This window comes from Pseudomonas pergaminensis (assembly GCF_024112395.2).
GTDB lineage: Bacteria > Pseudomonadota > Gammaproteobacteria > Pseudomonadales > Pseudomonadaceae > Aquipseudomonas > Aquipseudomonas pergaminensis.
Genome location: NZ_CP078013.2, coordinates 5,530,653 through 5,549,218 on the forward strand (window position 1 = coordinate 5,530,653; position 18,566 = coordinate 5,549,218).

General features: G+C 62.2%; 19 protein-coding genes. 8 read left to right on the plus strand and 11 right to left on the minus strand.

Annotated features, from left to right (window positions below):
- Nucleotides 1–103: 103 nt before the first annotated feature.
- The gene (locus tag KUA23_RS25155) at nucleotides 104–1,006 is read right to left on the minus strand and encodes a DMT family transporter (RefSeq protein WP_078050137.1); all 903 of its coding nucleotides are present in this window, start codon (nucleotides 1,004–1,006) and stop codon (nucleotides 104–106) included.
- A 137-nt stretch (nucleotides 1,007–1,143) separates the two neighbouring features.
- Here KUA23_RS25155 and KUA23_RS25160 point away from each other — a divergent pair, with 137 nt between their 5' ends.
- Nucleotides 1,144–2,019 (plus strand): helix-turn-helix domain-containing protein, encoded by an 876-nt coding sequence (locus KUA23_RS25160; RefSeq protein ID WP_252993024.1) that lies wholly within the window; start codon nucleotides 1,144–1,146, stop codon nucleotides 2,017–2,019.
- On the opposite strand, the gene KUA23_RS25165 is transcribed toward KUA23_RS25160, so the two are convergent.
- The 8 genes from KUA23_RS25165 to KUA23_RS25200 all read right to left on the minus strand — a co-directional run bounded on the left by KUA23_RS25165 (nucleotide 2,016) and on the right by KUA23_RS25200 (nucleotide 12,404).
- A complete protein-coding gene (locus KUA23_RS25165; protein ID WP_252993025.1) occupies nucleotides 2,016–4,517 on the minus strand; it encodes a LuxR C-terminal-related transcriptional regulator in 2,502 nt (833 codons plus the stop codon). The two genes, KUA23_RS25160 and KUA23_RS25165, sit on opposite strands and share 4 nt — an antisense overlap.
- A 258-nt stretch (nucleotides 4,518–4,775) precedes the next feature.
- Nucleotides 4,776–6,134, minus strand: coding sequence for a DUF1329 domain-containing protein (locus KUA23_RS25170; RefSeq protein ID WP_078050140.1), 1,359 nt, complete (start codon nucleotides 6,132–6,134; stop codon nucleotides 4,776–4,778).
- Between the two features lie 26 nt (nucleotides 6,135–6,160).
- The gene (locus tag KUA23_RS25175) at nucleotides 6,161–7,951 is read right to left on the minus strand and encodes a DUF1302 domain-containing protein (RefSeq protein ID WP_078050141.1); all 1,791 of its coding nucleotides are present in this window, start codon (nucleotides 7,949–7,951) and stop codon (nucleotides 6,161–6,163) included.
- Nucleotides 7,952–8,433: 482 nt separating this feature from the next.
- Nucleotides 8,434–9,345 carry an SDR family oxidoreductase gene (locus tag KUA23_RS25180; RefSeq protein WP_078050142.1) on the minus strand — a complete coding sequence of 304 codons (912 nt, stop codon included), beginning with the start codon at nucleotides 9,343–9,345 and terminating at the stop codon, nucleotides 8,434–8,436.
- A 173-nt stretch (nucleotides 9,346–9,518) separates the two neighbouring features.
- The gene (locus KUA23_RS25185; RefSeq protein WP_100492163.1) at nucleotides 9,519–10,424 is read right to left on the minus strand and encodes an alpha/beta fold hydrolase; all 906 of its coding nucleotides are present in this window, start codon (nucleotides 10,422–10,424) and stop codon (nucleotides 9,519–9,521) included.
- Nucleotides 10,424–11,206, minus strand: a complete 783-nt coding sequence (locus tag KUA23_RS25190; RefSeq protein WP_078050144.1) for a class II aldolase/adducin family protein — start codon at nucleotides 11,204–11,206, stop codon at nucleotides 10,424–10,426. Before KUA23_RS25190 ends, KUA23_RS25185 begins: the two co-directional genes overlap by 1 nt.
- 150 nt (nucleotides 11,207–11,356) lie before the next feature.
- A complete protein-coding gene (locus KUA23_RS25195) occupies nucleotides 11,357–12,043 on the minus strand; it encodes an LrgB family protein (RefSeq protein ID WP_252993026.1) in 687 nt (228 codons plus the stop codon).
- Nucleotides 12,033–12,404 carry a CidA/LrgA family protein gene (locus tag KUA23_RS25200; RefSeq protein ID WP_252993027.1) on the minus strand — a complete coding sequence of 124 codons (372 nt, stop codon included), beginning with the start codon at nucleotides 12,402–12,404 and terminating at the stop codon, nucleotides 12,033–12,035. The genes KUA23_RS25195 and KUA23_RS25200 overlap by 11 nt, the downstream gene beginning before the upstream one ends.
- A 98-nt stretch (nucleotides 12,405–12,502) precedes the next feature.
- On the opposite strand from KUA23_RS25200, the gene KUA23_RS25205 reads away from it, so the two are divergent.
- Complete coding sequence (locus KUA23_RS25205) at nucleotides 12,503–13,399, plus strand: LysR family transcriptional regulator (protein ID WP_252993028.1); 897 nt, start codon at nucleotides 12,503–12,505, stop codon at nucleotides 13,397–13,399.
- On the opposite strand, the gene KUA23_RS25210 is transcribed toward KUA23_RS25205, so the two are convergent.
- Complete coding sequence (locus KUA23_RS25210) at nucleotides 13,380–13,835, minus strand: flavodoxin (RefSeq protein ID WP_252993029.1); 456 nt, start codon at nucleotides 13,833–13,835, stop codon at nucleotides 13,380–13,382. The genes KUA23_RS25205 and KUA23_RS25210 overlap by 20 nt on opposite strands.
- Nucleotides 13,836–13,972: 137 nt before the next feature.
- Here KUA23_RS25210 and KUA23_RS25215 point away from each other — a divergent pair, with 137 nt between their 5' ends.
- A complete protein-coding gene (locus KUA23_RS25215) occupies nucleotides 13,973–14,440 on the plus strand; it encodes a PAS domain-containing protein (protein WP_252993030.1) in 468 nt (155 codons plus the stop codon).
- 63 nt (nucleotides 14,441–14,503) lie between these two features.
- Nucleotides 14,504–15,109, plus strand: a complete 606-nt coding sequence (locus KUA23_RS25220) for a hypothetical protein (protein WP_078050149.1) — start codon at nucleotides 14,504–14,506, stop codon at nucleotides 15,107–15,109.
- A 2-nt stretch (nucleotides 15,110–15,111) separates the two neighbouring features.
- Here the strand turns inward: KUA23_RS25220 and KUA23_RS25225 are convergent, their stop codons facing one another.
- Nucleotides 15,112–16,062, minus strand: coding sequence for a MerR family transcriptional regulator (locus tag KUA23_RS25225; protein WP_078050150.1), 951 nt, complete (start codon nucleotides 16,060–16,062; stop codon nucleotides 15,112–15,114).
- A gap of 218 nt (nucleotides 16,063–16,280) precedes the next feature.
- On the opposite strand from KUA23_RS25225, the gene KUA23_RS25230 reads away from it, so the two are divergent.
- The 4 genes from KUA23_RS25230 to folX are packed head-to-tail and all read left to right on the plus strand — an operon-like array spanning nucleotide 16,281 to nucleotide 18,564.
- Nucleotides 16,281–16,841 (plus strand): antibiotic biosynthesis monooxygenase, encoded by a 561-nt coding sequence (locus KUA23_RS25230; RefSeq protein WP_252993031.1) that lies wholly within the window; start codon nucleotides 16,281–16,283, stop codon nucleotides 16,839–16,841.
- A gap of 57 nt (nucleotides 16,842–16,898) precedes the next feature.
- Nucleotides 16,899–17,609 (plus strand): dihydromonapterin reductase, encoded by a 711-nt coding sequence (gene folM, locus KUA23_RS25235; RefSeq protein WP_252993032.1) that lies wholly within the window; start codon nucleotides 16,899–16,901, stop codon nucleotides 17,607–17,609.
- A 20-nt stretch (nucleotides 17,610–17,629) separates the two neighbouring features.
- Complete coding sequence (gene folE, locus KUA23_RS25240) at nucleotides 17,630–18,190, plus strand: GTP cyclohydrolase I FolE (RefSeq protein ID WP_025858052.1); 561 nt, start codon at nucleotides 17,630–17,632, stop codon at nucleotides 18,188–18,190.
- A gap of 2 nt (nucleotides 18,191–18,192) precedes the next feature.
- Nucleotides 18,193–18,564: a dihydroneopterin triphosphate 2'-epimerase gene (gene folX / locus KUA23_RS25245; protein WP_003176029.1), complete on the plus strand. Its 372-nt coding sequence runs from the start codon at nucleotides 18,193–18,195 to the stop codon at nucleotides 18,562–18,564.
- Nucleotides 18,565–18,566: the final 2 nt, after the last annotated feature.

An 18,566-nucleotide genomic window follows, 5' to 3' on the forward strand; every position in this document is an offset into this window, starting at 1 on the left:
ATCACCCCAATCTAAATGTGGCAGCTGGCTTGCCTGCGATAGCGGTGACCCCGTCAGATAAGCCGGCTGACACACCGCCATCGCAGGCAAGCCAGCTCCCACACTAGACAGCCTTCGCGTTGAAAACCGGGCTCGTAACCTTGGGCTTACGAAACACCAACACATTCCCCAACATCACCAACACCAACCCCGCCAGCGCCGGTGCGGTCCACTGGTACCCTTCGGCAAACGCCGAGACGTTCAGCGCTACAACCGGGAACAGCACCGTGCAATACGCCGCCCGCTCCGGCCCCATGCGCCCGACGAGCGTCAGGTACGCGGTAAAGCCAATCACCGACCCCGGAATCACCAGGTACCACAGCGCACCGAGGTAGCGCGCGCTCCAGTCCATCTCAAACGGAATACCGCGCACCAGGCAGTAAGTCGCCAGCATCAGCGCCCCATACAACATGCCCCAGGCATTGGTGGTCAGCGGCTTGAGCCCGGCCTTCTGCTGCAGGCTCGAGAGCATATTGCCGGCCGAGAAACACATAGTCCCCAGCAATGCCAAACCCAAGCCGAGCAGGGTCTGCGGACTGGCGGTGTGCCCGGCCAGCTCCGGCCAGAACAGCAGGCCCAAGCCCGCCAAGCCCAGGCCGCCGCCCATCAACACATTGCGCGCCACGCGCTGGCCGAAAAACACCCGGGCGTTCAGCGCGTTCCACAAGGTCGCCGTGGAAAACACCACTGCCACAAGGCCGCTGGGGATCCACTGGCTCGCGGTGAGAAAGCACATGAAGTTGACGCAGAACAGGCACAAGCCCTGGGCCAGGCAGATCAGGTGCCCGCGCCGGTTCATCAGTTGCAACTTGCGGCTGAGCAGCAACAGCACAAACAGCACCAGCGCCGCCAGGCCGAAGCGATAGACGATGGACACAGGAATCGCCACCACGCCCAATTGCCACTTGAGGGCAATCCAGGTGGTGCCCCAGATCAGCACGGTGAGTAAATACAAGGAAAGGTTCATAGCGGGCTCCATCGATTGAGCCACAGTGTGCCTCCCAACCCAGGGCGCGCTCTTGCACAATCTTGCGCTTTTGTCGGGTGGTGGGCTCACAGCGCCAGCCGCGGGGAGTAGGATGCAAGCGTCGGAGAGTACGAACCATGCCTGATCTGGAATCCCTGCAAGTCTTCCAAGCCCTTAACCGCTCGCCCAACGCACGCCTCGAAGCCTGTGCCGAGCTCGGTGATGGCTTGTCTGCGGCCTTGTGGAGCAACCACCACGACTCGCAGGACTACCAGGCGCCGACGCACCACACTTTGTCGTGCTACATCGGCGGCGGCACCGGCACGTTCCGGCGCGACCAGCCCGGCACCAAGGGCGGCCCCGACAAGTTGTGCATCCTGCCAGCCGAGCATCGGTCGGCGTGGGTGATCAACGGCGAGATCCGCCTGGCCCACGTGTATTTCAGCCCGGAGCAATTTGCCCTGGGTTGCGTCACCCTGCTCGACCGCGAACCGCGCACTCTGCAATTGCGCGAAAGCACCTTCCTGGAAGACGCCCGCCTGACCCGGCGCTTTCACCAGTTGATCGCGCTGAACTGGCACGAGCCCGCCGAGCGCCTGCTGACCAGCAGCCTGGCCCATGAAATGCTCAGCCATACCTTGCTCAGCCAAGTCGGTGCCCGCGAAGGACTGCGCCTCAAAGGCGGGCTGGCGGCGCACCAGCGGCGGCTGTTGGTGGAGTACATCGACCAGCACCTGGAAGACCCGATCAGCCTGGGTCAACTGGCCGGGATGTGTGCGCTGTCGGAATACCATTTCGCGCGGATGTTCCGCCAAAGCTTCGGCCTGCCGCCCCATCAGTACTTGCTGGCACGCCGCCTCACCCGCGCCCAGGCCCTGTTGCGCAGGGGTGCCCTGCCCTTGAATGAGATCGCCTTGATGTGCGGTTTCTCCAGCGCCAGCCACTTCACCCACCGCTTCCGCCAAGCCATGGGCGCGACACCCGGCGAGTATCGCCAGGCGTTCTGCGCTTAGGTCATCAGCCCCAGGGTCTTGGCCTTGGCCACCGCTTGCGTGCGCCGCTCCACGCCCAGCTTGCTGTGGATGCGCCGCGCGTGGGTCTTGACCGTGTGCAGGGAGATAAACAGGCGGTCGGCAATTTCCAGGTTGGAGTTGCCGAGGGCGATCAACTGCAGCACTTCCAGCTCGCGCTGGCTCAGAGGGTTCTCCACGGTGCCTGGCGTGGACGCCTGGGGCTCCATGCCCAGTTCACTCAGTAACCCCGGCGAGCGCAACCGCAACTCGCGGATCGCCTGTTGCACCTGGCAGCGCGCCGCCAGCTCCAGCCCGGTTTGCAACGAACGACGCGCCAGAGCAGGGTCGCCGACTTGCCAGGCGACCTCACCGAGGACCAGGTGCAGCTCGGTTTCCAGGCAGAGCATGCCGCGCTTGTGGGTGGTTTCCAGCAAGGCCGTGAGCCGTGCCACGGCTTGATCGGCGCAGCCCAGTTTTACTTCCGCCAGCACCAGCAGGTATTCCAGGCGCGGGATCAGCTCCAGGGTAGCCGGCGGCGCCTGCTTCGCCTGGGGCCCACGGAAGTGGCGAAGCACACGCCGCACCGCTTCCACCGTCAGTTCGGCGCGGCCCTGCTGCAGCCAGAAGTGCCCGCTGACCAGCAGCAACACCGCGCGGTACACCGTGTCGGGCACTTGGCGTTGCTGCATCAAGCGTTCGGCCTCGCGCAACTGCACAAAGGCCTGGGCGTAATCACCCCGGTTGGCGGCCAGCAGCGCCAGGCCGAGAAAGCCGTAGAGCACGCGTTTGTCCTGGCTGTGCAGGCACATAGCCAAGCCTGTTTCGAAACAGTCGGAGGCCAGGTTGTCTTGGCCCTGGCGCAACGCCAGATGCCCGCGCCGCAAGGCGATGCGCCCGACCAACGGCCCAGCCGTGAGCCGCTGCTTGAGCAGCATCGCCTGCACGTTTTCCAGCAGGCTTTGCGCCCGATAAGGGGCGCCGCGCTGTTCCAGCAATTGCGCATGGTCCAGTTCAAGCAACGCCTCAAGCAGCAGCGAGCCATGGGCTCGCGCGAGGCACAACGCTTCACGGCTCAGGGCCTGGGCGACATCCAGCTCGCCGCGCAGCAAGGCTTGCTGAGTCAGGCCCGACAGGCACATCAGCCGCGAGGTCCAGGCGCTGTCGGGCAAAGCGTGCAGCGCTTCAAGGAAATGTTCGCGAGAACGCTCGGCATCGCCGCCCAGGTGCAGCAGCCAACCCCACTGTGCCTGCCAGCGCGCCAGCAGGTAGCGCTGCTGCGCCGCCGTCGGTTGCGGGGCGAACCGCGCCAGTTGGTCGATGCATTGCGCGGCCTGGTCGAAGCGCCCGGCGAACAGCAACGCCGCCGTCACCAGCCCCACCAGTTGCGCCGAACCGAGCATCAATTCATCGCCATGCTGATCATGCAGGCGCAACAGCAGCACCGCATTCTGCTGGCGGAACAGGTCCTCGAAACTGAAATGCTGCAACAGGCTCACGGCCACTTCATATTCTTCGGCCAGCAACGCGTGCTCAAACGCGGCCTGCCAGTCCTGTTCGGTGGTGAACCATTGGCAGGCCCGTCGGTGCCAGGAGCGCTTGGCCGGCCAGGGTTCATCCCGCAGCAATCGGCCCAGCGGTGCAAAGACCTGCAGCCAGTCGGTGTCCTCCCAGGGCTGGATGAACGCGCCGAGGGCCTGCAGATCGCGCAGGTACTGGTCACCGTCGCCAAAACCGAACAGGTGCTCGCACAGTCCTGGGTTGAAGCGCGGCAGATGGGCCAGCACGCGCCAGGCTTCGGCCAATTCGGGGGGCAAGGTGCTGAACAGCTCGTGCTGCAAGTAATCGAGCAAGGTCTTTTCCGGGTGGGCATCGCCGAGCAAGGCAATGCGCACACCCGCACACCAGCCGGCACTGAACTGCAACACGCTGTCGACGGTTTGCCCCGGCGCGTGGATGAGCAGTTGCTGGATCTCGGCCGGGGTGAACGCCAGGTCGGTGCCGCACTCCAGCAGTTCATCGTCCAGCAGCAACCGAGGCCAGTTGCACAAGGGGCGCCGCCGCGCGCCCAGCCACCAGGTCAATGCCGGGCTGCCAAGGGTGAGCAGGCGGTCGAGCAAGGCATCGGTGTCGGGCGTGGGCAAGCGGCAGAAGTCATCGAGAAACAACCACGCCGGGGTCTGCCAGCGCGCAAGGTCCGCCAGCAGTGTTGCTTCGTCGGTGAACGTCAAGCCAAGACTCTGTGCCAGGCGCTGGCAGAAATCGCTCGGGCTCAGGGCCGCACCATTGAGCGGCAACCAGTACACCTGGCACCCCGCTGGCGCCTGCAACGCGCATTCGGCCAGCAACGCACTCTTGCCGCTGCCACCCGGCGCGCAGAGCAATTTGACCCTGGCCGGCGCCGCCAGCAAAGGCTCGGCCAGGCGTGGGCGCAGCAGATGGTGGGCGGACAGCCGAGGCATGAATCCAGGACGGTCCAGGCAGCGTGTCATGGCGGTCATTGCTGCATCCTGCGTTCTTATTGTTATGCAACCTGACGCCTACCCTAGTCCTGTGGTTGGCGGTTGTTGAAGAAGTATTCAGCGGGGTGATTGACGGGCATAAAATTCAAGGCATTCACAACCCAATGTGGGAGCGGGCTTGCTCGCGAAAGCGGTGGATCAGTCTAGGAATTCGGTGACTGACACGCCGCATTCGCGAGCAAGCCCGCTCCCACATTGGAGTTGCATTTCATATCGGGATTGCATTTCACATCGGGGTCAGCGCACGCCTTCGGCCCTCAACGCAGCCGGCGTGTAGTCCGCCGCCTTGGCATTGAAACCGAACACAAAACTGCTTTTCTCCTCGTTCTTCATGCCCAGCGCGATGTAGCGTCCGGCGATGATGTCGTACAGGGTTTCCACGGTATAAGCCGGGGTCTGGTGGTTGTAGTAGAACTGCGCATGCCCCTCCGCCACCCGCCACAGTTGGCCACGGCCATCGTAGTGGTCCACCAGCGCTACCTGCCAGCTGTCTTCGTCGATGTAAATGTGGCGCTTGGCGTAGATATGCCGCTCGCTCGGCTTGACCGTGCCCACCACTTCCCACACGCGGTGCAGCTCATAGCGGGTCAGGTCCTGGTTGATGTGGCCGGCCTTGATGATGTCGTCGTACTTGAGCGTCGGCTGGTCGAGCTTGTAGCTGTTGTAGGGAATGTACATCTCCTTCTTGCCCACCAGCTTCCAGTCGTAACGGTCCGGGGCGCCGGAGAACATGTCGAAGTTGTCGGACGTGCGCAAGCCATCGGACGCGGTACCCGGCCCGTCATACGCCACCTGCGGCGCCCGGCGTACGCGGCGCTGCCCGGCGTTGTAGATCCACGCCAGGCGCGGCTCCTTCACTTGGTCGAGGGTTTCATGCACCAGCAGCACGTTGCCGGCCAAACGCGCCGGTGCGGTCACCGACTGCTTGAAGAAGGTCAGCACGTTGGCCGCCTTGGCCGGGTCCATGTCGGGGATCAGTTGCGGCACGGCCACTTCTTCCTCGAAGCGGATCGGCGTGTAGCTGCCGTTGGTCTGCGGAGTGGCCTGGGTGATGATGCGGCGCAGGTTGCCGCCGTGATAACGGGTGATGTGGTTCCACAGTACTTCCACGCCATTCTTAGGGATCGGGAACGCGTAGTAGCGGTTGCCGGTGAAGTTCTCCAGGCCGTTGCCGTCATTGATCGGCTTGACGTTCAGCGCGCTGCGCTTGATCGATTCGTAGATTTCCGGCGGCAGGTTGACCGTACGGTGGGTCGGGTACACCGGGATCTTGTAGGTCTCGGGGTAGCGCTTGAACATCGCCACCTGGCCATCGGAGAGTTTGTCCTTGTACTTGTCGACGGTGGCGGCGGTGATCACGAACAGCGGTTTTTCACTGGCAAACGGGTCGGCCAGGAAGCCCTTGCTGTCCACCGCGCCGGCGTTCTTCGGGATGCCGCCGGTCCAGGCCGGAATCGAACCGTCGGCGTTGCCGGCTTTTTCGGCGCCTACCGGGGTCAGCGTGGTGCCGAGCTTGGCGGCCTCGTCCGGTGACACGGCAGCCATCACGTTGACCGCCAACAGGCTGAGGGCCATTACCGCAAATATCTTACGCATAGAGTCTTGTCCTTCTTTAAGCCAGATCAGAAGTTCACGCCGAAGCTGAGGGCGAGGAAGTCGCGGTCGGTCAGGGTGTTGTAGTCGCCGCCAAAAAAGTCGGTGTAGCTGAGGCTGGCGGTGTAGGTGTTGCGGTAGTCCGCGTCGACACCCGCGCTGATGGCCTTGGCGCCCTTGTTGAACAGGCCGTTGGGGCCATAGCCGGCGACGTCATGGGACCAGGACAGGTTAGGCTTGAGGTTGATCCCGGCAATCACGTTGTTGTAGTCCAGGATCGCCCGCGCGCGGTAGCCCCAGGAGGTGGAGGTGACGAAACCGTCGGTGTCACCCTGGAAACCATAGGCGCCATACACCGAGTCGCGGCCGTAGCGCAGTTTGGATTTATCCTCCAGGCCTGCGACGTGCACGATGGCCGCTTCACCGACCACCGTCAGGCGCTCGGCGCCCAGGACCTGGTCGAAGAACTGGGTCATGGAGCTTTGGATCTGGGTGATTTCTTTACGGCGATAGCCTTTGTTGTCGTCGCCGAAGTTGCTGCGGATGGGTGAGGCCAGTTGGCCGGCGACGGGGTTGATCAGGGCCAGGGTCAAATCGGTGGTATTGAGTTGCACCGGGGCATTGGGCCGGTAGCTGATCTCACCGGTCCACGCGGTGCCGGTGGGCAACGTGGTGGAGAAGCTGGCACCGAACAGGCGGATATCTTCCGGGTAGTCGAGGTAGTACTGGCCGCGGCCGAGCATCAGGCTTTGTACCAGGCCCGCGCCGGAGCCCGGCGCCAGGCCGTTGGCGGTACCGGCGATCGCGCCGAGCGTGGCCAGGCTGGTGTTGTTGGTGATGGTGCCCACCGTCGGCGTGCGGCTGTGGTAGTTCATGAAGTACAGACCGTACTCGGTGTCGTCCCCCAACCAGCGCAATGCGGCGCCGAACTGACCGGAATCACGCGCGTCGCGGTCGCCGGCGCGGCGTACGATCACCCCTTCATTGGTCACGCCAAACCCTTGGCCAAATGCCGCCGCCACCGGTTGCAGAGGGGCAATCGCCGGGTTGCCCACGGTGTAGTTATTGGTGCACCCGTCCGCCGCCACATCGCCGCCGAAGAAGGTGCCGCAGTTATCCAGCACCGTCTGGTCCCATTCCAACTGGTAGAAACCTTCTACCGTCAGTTGGTTGGTGAGGCTCTGGGACGCGAACAGCATGTTGACCGGGATCAGCCCTTCCTTGATCTCGGCACCCGGACGGCGGAACGCAGACACGTCGATCGGGTTGATGCTGTTGATGGAGTTACCGATGAAGGTACTTTCGCCCCAGCTCACTACCTGCTTGCCCGCACGCACAGTGCCCGGCAGATCACCCAGCGAGTAGTTGTGATACACGAATGCATCGAGGATCTGCGCACCGCTGGATTTGGCGCCTTCCTTGCGGTTGTGGTCGCTGATCGGTTTGAACTCGCGGTCTTCGTCCTTCAGTTCGAAGTCGTACCAGTACTTGCCCCGCACGAACACGCCCGTGTCGCCGTATTTCAGCTCAAGGTCGTGCAGCCCCTTGAAGATCTTGGAGAAGGTCTCGCCCTTTTTGAAGTTCAAGCGCCCGTCATCACCGGTAGACGCCTGGCCGGTACCGCCGTTGACGGTGCCCACCAACTTCTTGTCGGCATCGCGCATGCCCCAGCTCGCGCCCACCGACAGCGAGGAATCGAATTGCCCTTCGATCTCGCCAATGTTGAATGAAACAGCCTGTGCCTGGGCACAGCATCCCAACGCAACCGCAGCGGCCAGCGCCTGTGGCCTGAAGATGGCGCGCATTGTTGTTCTTGTCATGCGTCTTCCCCGGTGAGTGACAGAAGGCCCCACCCTACTGCCGCCCATCAGGAGCGATAAGCGCACCAAGGAGGGATTCGTGTTGTCGCTCGAAAGGATGACAAGCCGCTCTGGCCGGGGTCTGGACGCAGGCATGCATCGGGTGGATGGCGGGTTATCAGGAGAATGGATAGCGGGCCAAGCCACTGTTGCTGATTCGGCAACAGTCCTTGTCATGAATCAGCATTACTCATCTTGTTACAAGCGGCTATTCTTACCGGACTTTCAGGGCAAACGGCCCGCTTCCCCAACCGGAAGGAAAGCCTTTTTCAGATGGATTGATGCCTGTTTTCAATCTGTTACCGGTGTTCACTGACGTTGATTTATCGCTCCTTGATCCAACGTCTTACTTCAGCCGCTGCGTTTGCAGCGGCTTTTTTTTGCCCGGAACAAAACGGGGCGCCATCAGCGCCCCGTGGGATTCAAGCTTTTTCAGGCAACGATCACAGGCTGTACTTCTGCAAATTGGCCATCATCTCCTTCAACGCCTCGATGTTGTCCTTGGGGTGAGCCGCACCGTCGAAGTCGCAAATCTGCTGCCAGTGTGCCGCCACATCTTCTGGCGAGAAGCCGGCCTCCGGGTCAAAGCCCACGCCCAGGCTGCGCTCCCAGCGGGTCTTGCCGATCCAGCCGCCGCCCACTTCAAACAGCCCCGAGGTTTCCTGGCACGCGTCGCTGCCCAGGTACACCACCAAGGGACTGACCAGCTCCGGCTTGAGGCGCTCGAACACTTGCGGTGGGATCAGGCCTTCGGTCATGCGCGTGCCGCCTGTTGGCGCGATGGCGTTGACCAGGATGTTGTTCTTGCGCCCTTCCAGCGCGAGGGTGCGGGTGAGGCCGTACAGGCCAAGCTTGGCCATGCCGTAGTTGGACTGGCCGAAGTTGCCGTAGATGCCCGAGGTTGACGCGGTAAAGATCACCCGGCCGTAGCCTTGCTCGCGCAGATGGGGCCAGGCGGCGCGGGTGACTTTGTAGGCGCCTTCGACATGCACCCGGTAAACCAGGTCCCAGTCGCTGTCTTCCATTTTGTGGAAGGTCTTGTCGCGCAGGATGCCAGCGTTATTGACCACCACATCGATTCGGCCGAAAGCATCGAGGGCGTTCTGCACGATCTTGTCACCGTCGGTGACAGAGTCATGGTTGGCCTCGGCGATACCGCCCGCTTCACGGATCTCGGCCACCACCCGGTCGGCGGCGGAGGCGTTGGCGCCTTCGCCTTGGGTGGAGCCCCCCAGATCGTTGACCAGTACTTTGGCGCCATGCTTAGCGAACAACAGCGCATGGGCCCGGCCCAATCCACCGCCGGCACCGGTGACGATCACGACCTTATCCTGGAACTGCACTGACTCACTCATACCGAACTCCAATGGCGACAATGGGAATAGGTCGAGTGTCAGGCACGGGGGCCAGGGTCACAATAACCACGATTGAGCCTGAATAGTGCTCGATAAGGCAGAGGGATGATCATGGAGGAGCGGGCTTGCCTGCGATGCAAGCGCCTAGGTCTTTCAGTTGAAGCGCAGCGATGCTATCGCAGGCAAGCCAACTCCAACACCGGGCCGGCAAGACGCTCGCGAAACGCCAGGTAGTGCTTGAGCACCTGCACCGGCGCCTCGATCTGCGGGTAGTGGCCGATATTGGCCAGCAACACCGTGTCGGCGTGGGGCACCAACTCGTGATAACGCTGGACCATGTGGGCGCCGGAAATCGGGTCGAGCTCGCCATCGATCACCCGCAGCGGTACTTCACCCTGCTGCATCGCGTACACCCATCGCTCACGCAGGCGCCGACGCTGGGGGATATAGGCGATGAGCTTGTGCAGGATGCGCGTGCCTTCGTGGCAATCGATCAAGCTCCAGAAATCATCCAGCGCGCTTTCGCTGGGGCGAGTGGTGGGGCCGAAAATCTGATTGAAGCTGTTCGCCAGGGCGTTGCGCCCGAATGCGCGGCCGATCATCCAGCCCAGTGGGCTGAGCAAGAGCTTTTGCACCAGGGCCGGGCGATGGGTTTCGGGGAACAGCCCACCGTTGAGAAACACACAGCTGGCCATGTGGAAGCGACCTTCATAGTGCCGGGCCAGCAGTTCCTGGGCGACGCTGTCGCCGTAGTCATGAGCCAGCACATGCACCGGCTGCTCCACGCGCAGGTGCTCCAGCAGCGCCTGTTGCAGATCCGCCTGTTCCAGCAGGCAGTAACCATGGTCCAGGGGTTTGGCCGAATCGCCAAAGCCGAGCATGTCGCAGGCGATCACCAGGTTGCGCTGGGCCAGGGGCTGCCACAGGTAATGCCAGTCCCAGCTGGCCGTGGGGAAGCCATGGATCAACAGCAACGGTTCACCCTGCCCCGCCACCCAGTAGCGGATGGTGCGGCCGTTGAAGTCGAACGTCTGGCTGCGTTTGCGCCAGACACTCAGCGGGATCTCGGCGAGTGGCATCAGCTTCTATACCCAGGGTCTTGAGCGTCCAATGTGCGCAGCAACGCCGGCCAGGCCAGCGCGCCCCCCATACCTTGTGCGCTCTTCGTGACAGCCGCCACCATCGCCTTGGCACCGGCGAGAATCTGCGGCCCGATGGCGATTAATTCGGCACCGCCGTTTTGCGCCAGCACCTGGATATCGCAGGCACGCTGGAAGGTAAACATCATCAAGAAGGTGTCGGCGATGGTGCTGCCACAGGTCAGCAGGCCGTGGTTGTGCAGCATCAGGAAGTTGTTTTCACCCAGGTCGGCCTGCAGGCGGGCCTTCTCTTCGTGGTTCAGCGCCACGCCTTCGTAGGCGTGATAGGCCAGGCTCGACAGTACGAATATCGATTGCTGGCTGATCGGCAACACGCCCTGCTTCTGCGCCGCCACCGCAACACCGGCGGCGGTGTGGGTATGCAGCACGCAGGTCACGTCGTGACGCACTTCGTGGATGGCGCTGTGGATGGTGTAGCCCGCAGGGTTGATCTCGTAGGGGCTGTCCATCAGCTTGTTGCCGGCCTGGTCGACCTTGACCAGGCTCGACGCCGTGATCTCATGGAACATCAGCCCATACGGGTTGATCAGGAAGTCATCAGTGCCGGGCACCTTGGCCGAGATATGGGTGAAGATCAGGTCATCCCAACCGTGCATCGCCACCAGGCGATAGCAGGCTGCCAGGTCGACGCGGGTTTGCCATTCGGCGGCGCTGACCTGATCTTTGACATTCTGTGGCGATAGAACGGTAGCTAGGCTCACGGCAATGACCTCCTTGGCGCACTTTGTTATTGTTTTTTTGAGTGAAGGGCCAGTCTAGTCAGACCGCGAGGCCGCCGGAGTTGCCTTGGCAGCCAGCTTGATGACCGTACGAGTCAGCGTTGAGAATAGTTGAAATCCGCACAATCGGCGTCAGAGAAGTGCCGCCAATAAAGGCGCAGCGAACAGGTTGAGCAAGCCGGTCAGGACCATCACCAAACCGGCGACCGAGCCCTCTTCGCCACCCACCTCATGGGCGCGACTCACGCCGGCACCGTGGGCCCCCACGCCGAACAGCGCGCCGCGTGCAAGCGGGGTGCGCAGTGGCAGCCACTTGAGCAGCACACCGCCAAGCATGGCGCCGAACACACCGGTGAACATCACGAACACGGCGGTCAATTCCGGCACGCCGCCAAGGTCGGAAGACACCGGCATGGCGAACGGTGTGGTGATGGAGCGCGGCACCAGGGACATGGTCACCGAGCTGTCCAGGGCCAGGGCCTTGGCCAAGCCGAACGAGGTGGCAATGGACGCCGCGCTGCCCGCGACCATCCCCAGCAACAACGCCGACCAGTGCCGCGCCAGCAAGCGGCGTTGCTGCCAAATCGGCACGGCAAACGCCACGGTCACCGGGCCCAGCACCAGCATCAGCCAGTGGGTGTCGGCGGAATACTCGGCGTAAGCGGTGTTCATCGGCACAGCCACCGCCAGCAACAGCACCGGTACGAGGATCAACGGCGACAGCAGGTAACGTCCGGTGCGGCGATAGATCCAGCGGCTAAAGATGTAGGCGCCCAGAGTGAGAGCGAGCCAGAACACCGGCATCAGCTCAAGCTTCATGGCGCAGCCTCCAGCGGCACACCAGTTCCACGGTGAACGCCGTGACCAGCATCACCGCCAGGGTGCTCACGCCAATGACCAGCAGGATCCGCCAGCCGTCGTTGCGTAGCAGGCCGCCGTAGTCCAGCAGGCTCATCAACGCAGGGATAAAGAACAGCAGCATCTCGGCCATCAACACACCCGCCCCCAATTGCAGGGCTGCCGGTTTGACCAGGCCACTGGCGAAGGTTGCCAGCAGCAAGCCCAAGCCCACCACTCCGCCCGGCACCGGCCATGCCAACCATGTCGCCAGTTGGCAGCCGAGCAGGTAAATGGCCAACAGCACGACCAGTTCAATCATCAGACGGGTGAAACGTTTCATGGGCTTTGGGTCCTCGCAGGCCTTCATTTTAAAGAGGCCTGCCCTATCCCCACAGCGAATTGTTAGACTGCCAGCTATTCCAATCTGGAATTCAAGCCATGGAATTCAAGCAACTGCGCAGTTTTGTCGAAGTCATCCACCGGGGTGGCTTCACCCAGGCCGGGAAAACCCTGCACATCAGCCAGTCCGCCGTCAGCAAGCAAGTGGCCCAGCTGGAACAAAGCCTCGGCACGCCGCTGCTGGAGCGCACGGGATCGCAGATCCGCCTGACCGCCACCGGCGAGGTGGTGCTGCAGCGAGCCGAAGCCATGCTGCGCCTGCAGAGCGAATTGCTCAGTGAGTTGGATGATATGCAGCAACTGACCCGTGGCGAGTTGCGCCTGGGCTTGCCGCTCCTGGCGGGCGATACATTGTTCGCCTGGCTGTTTGCCGAGTACCGCAGGCGCTACCCGAAGGTCACTATCCAGTTGCTGGAAGGCGGCAGCCGCACGATTGAACACGCGATTCTCAATGGGGAGTTGGATGTGGGCGGCTGCCTGATGTCCAGTGACCCGGCATTCGCCCGGCAGGCCTTCTGTGATGAACCACTCGACGCCCTGCTGCCGATGGATCACCCCCTGGCGCACAACGCACAGGTGCGCCTGGAAGAACTGGCGGACACACCGTTCCTGATGTACCAACGCAGCTTTGTGCTCAATGACCGGTTGATCCAGGCCTGCCAGCAGGTGGGCTTTACCCCGAGGGAGATCGGCCGCAGTGGCCAGGCTGACTTTCTCGCCGCGCTGGTTGCGGCCGGCCAGGGCGTAGTGCTGCTGCCCAGCGTGGTCGCCCGCGGGCTGGTGCGACCGGGTGTGGTGCGCCTCACTTTGAAAGCGCCCGATTACCTGCGCTGGGACATTGCATTTACCTGGCGTGAGGGCGCCTATCTGTCGAAAGCCGCCCAGGCCTGGCTGGCGTTGTTGCGCGAGTTTCCGGTCAGCCGCGCAGTGCAGTGACCAGCTCGGCCAGCCACGGTTCGGCGTCGGTTTCCGGGGTGACACTTTCACTGGCGTCCAGGCGCAGCATCGGCAGCACTTCGCGCACGCCCAGTTCGGCAAACAGCTCGCGCATTTGCTCGCCGCCGCCGCAGAAGGTGTCGCCATAGCTGGCGTCGCCCAGGCCGATCACCGCACCCGGCAGGCCACGCCAGGCGGCGGGCAGTTGGTCGCGAAGGTTGGAGTACAGCGGTTGCAGGTTGTCGGGGAGTTCGCCCATGCCGGTGGTGGAGGTCACTGCCAGAAATGCATCCGGCGCAAACGCCTGTACATCCGCCAGGCTGGCGCGAGCGTTGTGCCACGCCTCGAAACCGGCGGCATTGAGAATATCGGCAGCGTGGCGAGCGACTTCTTCAGCAGTGCCGTAGACCGAGCCGGAAAGGATGGCGACTTTCATCAATCTGATCCTGTAGTTGAGCGAAAGCGTGGGATATTAGCAGCTCGACCGCCCCCTACAAAAAAACGTCACGCCCGATGGAAACATTGCCACGGTGCCTTAGACTTGCGGCACCTCAAATGGATGGATCCACCTGCATGATTAACGCCCAATTGATGCAAATGGTCATCGACGCCTCGAATGACGGCATCGTTATCGCCGAACGGGAAGGCAGGGATCTGCCGCTGATCTATGTCAATCCGGCCTTCGAGCGGATGACCGGCTATACGCGTGACGAAATTCTGTACCAGGATTGCCGTTTCCTGCAGGCCGGTGACCGCGACCAACCCGCCCTGATCGCCATTCGCGAAGCCCTCAGCGCCGGCGCCAGTTGCCGCGAAACCTTGCGCAACTACCGCAAGGACGGCACGCATTTCTGGAATGAGCTGTCGCTGTCCACCACTTACAACCCGGCGGACAAACAGACGTACTTCGTTGGCGTGCAAAAAGATGTGACGGTTCAGGTCAAAGCCCAGCAGCGTGTGGTGCAACTGGAGGCGCAAGTCGCGGAGCTCAAGGCCGAACTGGCGGCGCTCAAAGCGACGAGTGGATCTAACAAAAATTAGAAAAAATAGTCATTAAGAGGATAATGGCTTTTTAATACCTACCCGCCCCGTTGAGCAAGCCCCATGCAACGCGATGCACTCCTGACGCAGGACGAGCTGGATTTCATCCAGACCATGCAGCACAACCCGCAATTGAACCTGCGTGATGCGTCGTCGAGCTTGACGGTCAACGGCGGGGCGCAGATTCGCGACCTCCTCACTCGCTTGGCTGCCCACGACCACGTCACCATCCAGGCACAGTTCGACAACCAGCAACTCACCTTCCCGCTGCACCTGGTGGAAGATGAGTTTCATGCCGTTCACCTGCGCCTGGGCGTGCCGAGTATTTTCGAAGACGGGCCGATGATCCGCCCGTGGCGACTGGCGCTCGAAACGCCGGTGGCCCTGGAAAATATCAAGGGCAACCCGGGCGCGCTGTGGGTGCATGAGGTGTCGTTCAAGGGTGTGCTGGTCGAGATTCGCGGCCGGATCAAGCCACCGAAAACCTTTTCCCTATGGTTCAGCCCTTCGGGTTACGAACGCATCGCGGTGCGCGGAACCTTCGAACGGGAAACCGCACGCGGCCTGTTCGCTTATCGGCTCAGCCAGGGCGATGCCGATGAAACCGAGCGCCTGCGCCAGTTCATCCTGCACCAGCACCGCCTGGCCCATCCTGAAGTGCACACCTGAAATCAGGTATCCAAGCCGCCGCTCAGGAATTGCTGCAAGCGGCGCTGCATCAGCCGCCCCTCATTGCCCAGGCAGCCGATTGACGAACCGGCGAGGCTGTCCTGCGCCAAGTCCGCGGCATCACCGGCCAGCAGCAAGGGGCAATCGAGGGTCAGCGCCAGCCGCTTGAGCCGCAACGGCAGCTCACTGCCGGGGGCGCGATTGGAAAACAGCACCAAGGCTTGCGGTTGGGTCTTCTCGCAGACCAGTGTCAGTTCATCAAAGGGCTGGCCCACACCCAGGAGCTTGACGGCAAGTTTTTCACCCGTCAGCAGCAGGCCCGCGACCAACAGCTCCAGCTCGCGACATTCTCCGGCAATGGCTGCCAGCAGAACCCGTGGCAGCGGCGTGGCGGCGATCACCTGCAGCCGTTGCGCGGTGCGCGAGCGCAGGAAGTTATCGAAAAACAACCACTCGCTGGCCTGGCCGAAGCGCCCTTGATGACGCAACAACGATTGCCAGAGCGGCATGAGAATGTCTTGAAAGACCACGGCAAGCGGATAGGCAGAAAAAATCTGGCCGTACAGCCGGTCCAGTTGGCGGTCATCGAAGGCGCTGATTGCACTGCGCAATTGCCCGTGCCACTGAGCCCACTCCAAGCCGTCTCCAGGAGCCGTACCGGTTTCGCCGAGCGGCTCGCCGCGCGCGAGGATCTTGCCGACTTTGCTCACTGCAACGCCGCGTTCGATCCAGTCGAGAATACGGTGCACCGTGTCGATATCGGTGCGCGAATACAACCGGTGCCCGCTTTCGGTGCGGATAGGCTGGATGAGGCCGTAGCGCCGCTCCCAGGCACGCAAGGTGACCGGGTTGACGCCCGTCAGCCGAGCGACTTCGCGAATCGGCAAAAGGTCATCGGAAACAGCAACGCGGTCAGGGGTCATTTCGCGCTGCAGAGCAATAGTTTCGGGCATCAGAGGTCAAGAACATCCGTGTCAATTTGGGTCCTATTTAACGCTTATTCGGCCGAGCGATTCAAGCCGCGCGGCGAACCGACAGAAGTGTCTGGCGTATTTCAATAAAACAGGAATAATCCTTGCCTGCTTTTTCAAGGCGCAGCCGCATCACCCCGCGGCTGCACCTGGTGCCGTACCTACCCGGTCACGTGCCCCCCTTTATTTGGAGATACACAATGTCTACCTCTCCCGTCACCTTGATGGTTGCGCGTCGCGTGGCCAAAGGGCGCTACGAAGAACTGATGGCCTGGCTGCGCGAAGGCGAGCAATTGGCCACGGACTTTCCCGGCTACCTGGGTTCAGGCGTCCTGGCACCGCCGCCCAATGATGATGAATTCCAGATCATTTTCCGCTTCGCCGATGAAAAGACCCTGCATGCCTGGGAGTTTTCCGCCTCCCGCAGCGCGTGGCTGAGCCGTGGCAGCGATCTGTTTGCCGACCCGTCGGAGCACCGCGTACGTGGCATCGATGGCTGGTTCGGCGCGGTGGGCGCACGTCCGCCACGTTGGAAACAGGCCGTGACGATCTGGTTGGCGTTTTTCCCGGTGTCGCTGCTGTTCAACTTTGTGCTGAACCCACTGCTCAGCGAACTGGACCTGGCGCCGCGCGTGCTGGTCAGCACCCTGGCGCTCACGCCTTTGATGGTTTACTGGTTCATCCCGCTGTCGACCCATCTGTTGGCAAACTGGCTGCATCCAGCTCCAGCACCGCGCAAGGCTACCGAAGCCGCAGCGTGAATACAGGGGCGGCCGCGCGCTGGTATAGTTTCAATCTGCCAGCGACGCGAGCCTCCCATGACTGCAACAACCGCCCCGATCCTGATCACCGGCGCCGGCCAGCGTGTCGGCCTGCATTGCGCCATGCGCCTGCTGGACGACGGTCACCCGGTGATTTTCAGCTACCGCAGCGAACGCCCCGGCGTGCAGGCCTTGCGCGAACGCGGTGCGATCGGTGTGTTTGCCGACTTCTCCAGCGAAGCCGGGATTCTCGCGTTTATTGCTGAGCTGAACACCCATGCGCAAAGCCTGCGCGCGATTATCCACAATGCCTCCGCCTGGATTGCGGAAACGTCCGACGAGCACAGCCACGCTTTTACCGACATGTTCAGCGTGCACATGCTTGCGCCGTACTTGATCAACCTGCATTGTTCACCTTTGCTGCAACGCTCTTCACCCGCCGACATTGTGCACATCAGCGATGACGTGGTGCGCAAGGGCAGCCGCCAGCACATCGCTTATTGCGCCACCAAAGCCGGGCTCGACAGCCTCACGTTGTCGTTTGCCGCGCAGTTCGCGCCGCTGATAAAGGTCAACGGCATCGCCCCGGCGATGGTGATGTTCAACGACGGCGACGACGCAGCCTACCGCGCCAAGGTGCTGGCCAAGTCGGCATTGGGCATCGAGCCCGGGCCCGAGGTGATCTACCAGAGTGTGCGTTACCTGCTGGAAAACCCTTATGTCACCGGTACCACCCTGACCGTCAACGGCGGGCGGCATATCAAGTAAGCCGTTTGTGAGGATGTTGTATGACCTTATCCCTGCCCCACCACTACCGCGAGATCCTCAAGGGCTTGGGCGAAGACCCCGAGCGCGAAGGCTTGCTCGATACGCCCAAGCGCGCCGCCAAGGCCATGCAATACCTGTGTCATGGCTACGAGCAGAACCTGGAAGAGATCGTCAACGGCGCATTGTTTGCCTCTGACAACGACGAGATGGTGATCCTCAAGGACATCGAGTTGTACTCGCTGTGCGAACACCATTTGCTGCCCTTTATCGGCAAGGCCCACGTGGCCTATATTCCGACCGGCAAGGTACTGGGCCTGTCGAAGCTGGCGCGCATTGTCGACATGTTCGCCCGCCGCCTGCAGATCCAGGAAAACCTCACGCGGCAGATCGCCGACGCCATCCAGGACGTGACCCAGGCGGCTGGCGTGGCAGTCGTCATCGAAGCCAAGCACATGTGCATGATGATGCGCGGCGTGGAAAAACAGAATTCAACCATGAACACCTCGGTGATGCTCGGCGCGTTCCGCGAGTCGAACACCACGCGCATGGAGTTCCTGCAACTGATCGGACGGAGCAAGTAGCAATGCCACAACTTCAACCAGGCATGGCGCGCATCCGGGTCAAGGACCTGTGCCTGCGCACCTACATCGGCATCAACGAGGACGAGATCCTCAACAAGCAGGATGTGCTGATCAACCTGACCATCCTGTATGCCGCCCAGGAAGCCGTACGCGACAATGACATTGATCATGCGCTGAACTACCGCACCATCACCAAGGCAATCATCGCCCACGTCGAGGGCAACCGCTTTGCCCTGCTGGAGCGCCTGACCCAGGAACTGCTGGACCTGGTGATGAGCAATGAGTCGGTGCTGTACGCCGAGGTCGAAGTGGACAAGCCCCATGCGCTGCGCTTTGCCGAGTCGGTTTCGATTACCCTGGCGGCCAGCCGCTAACC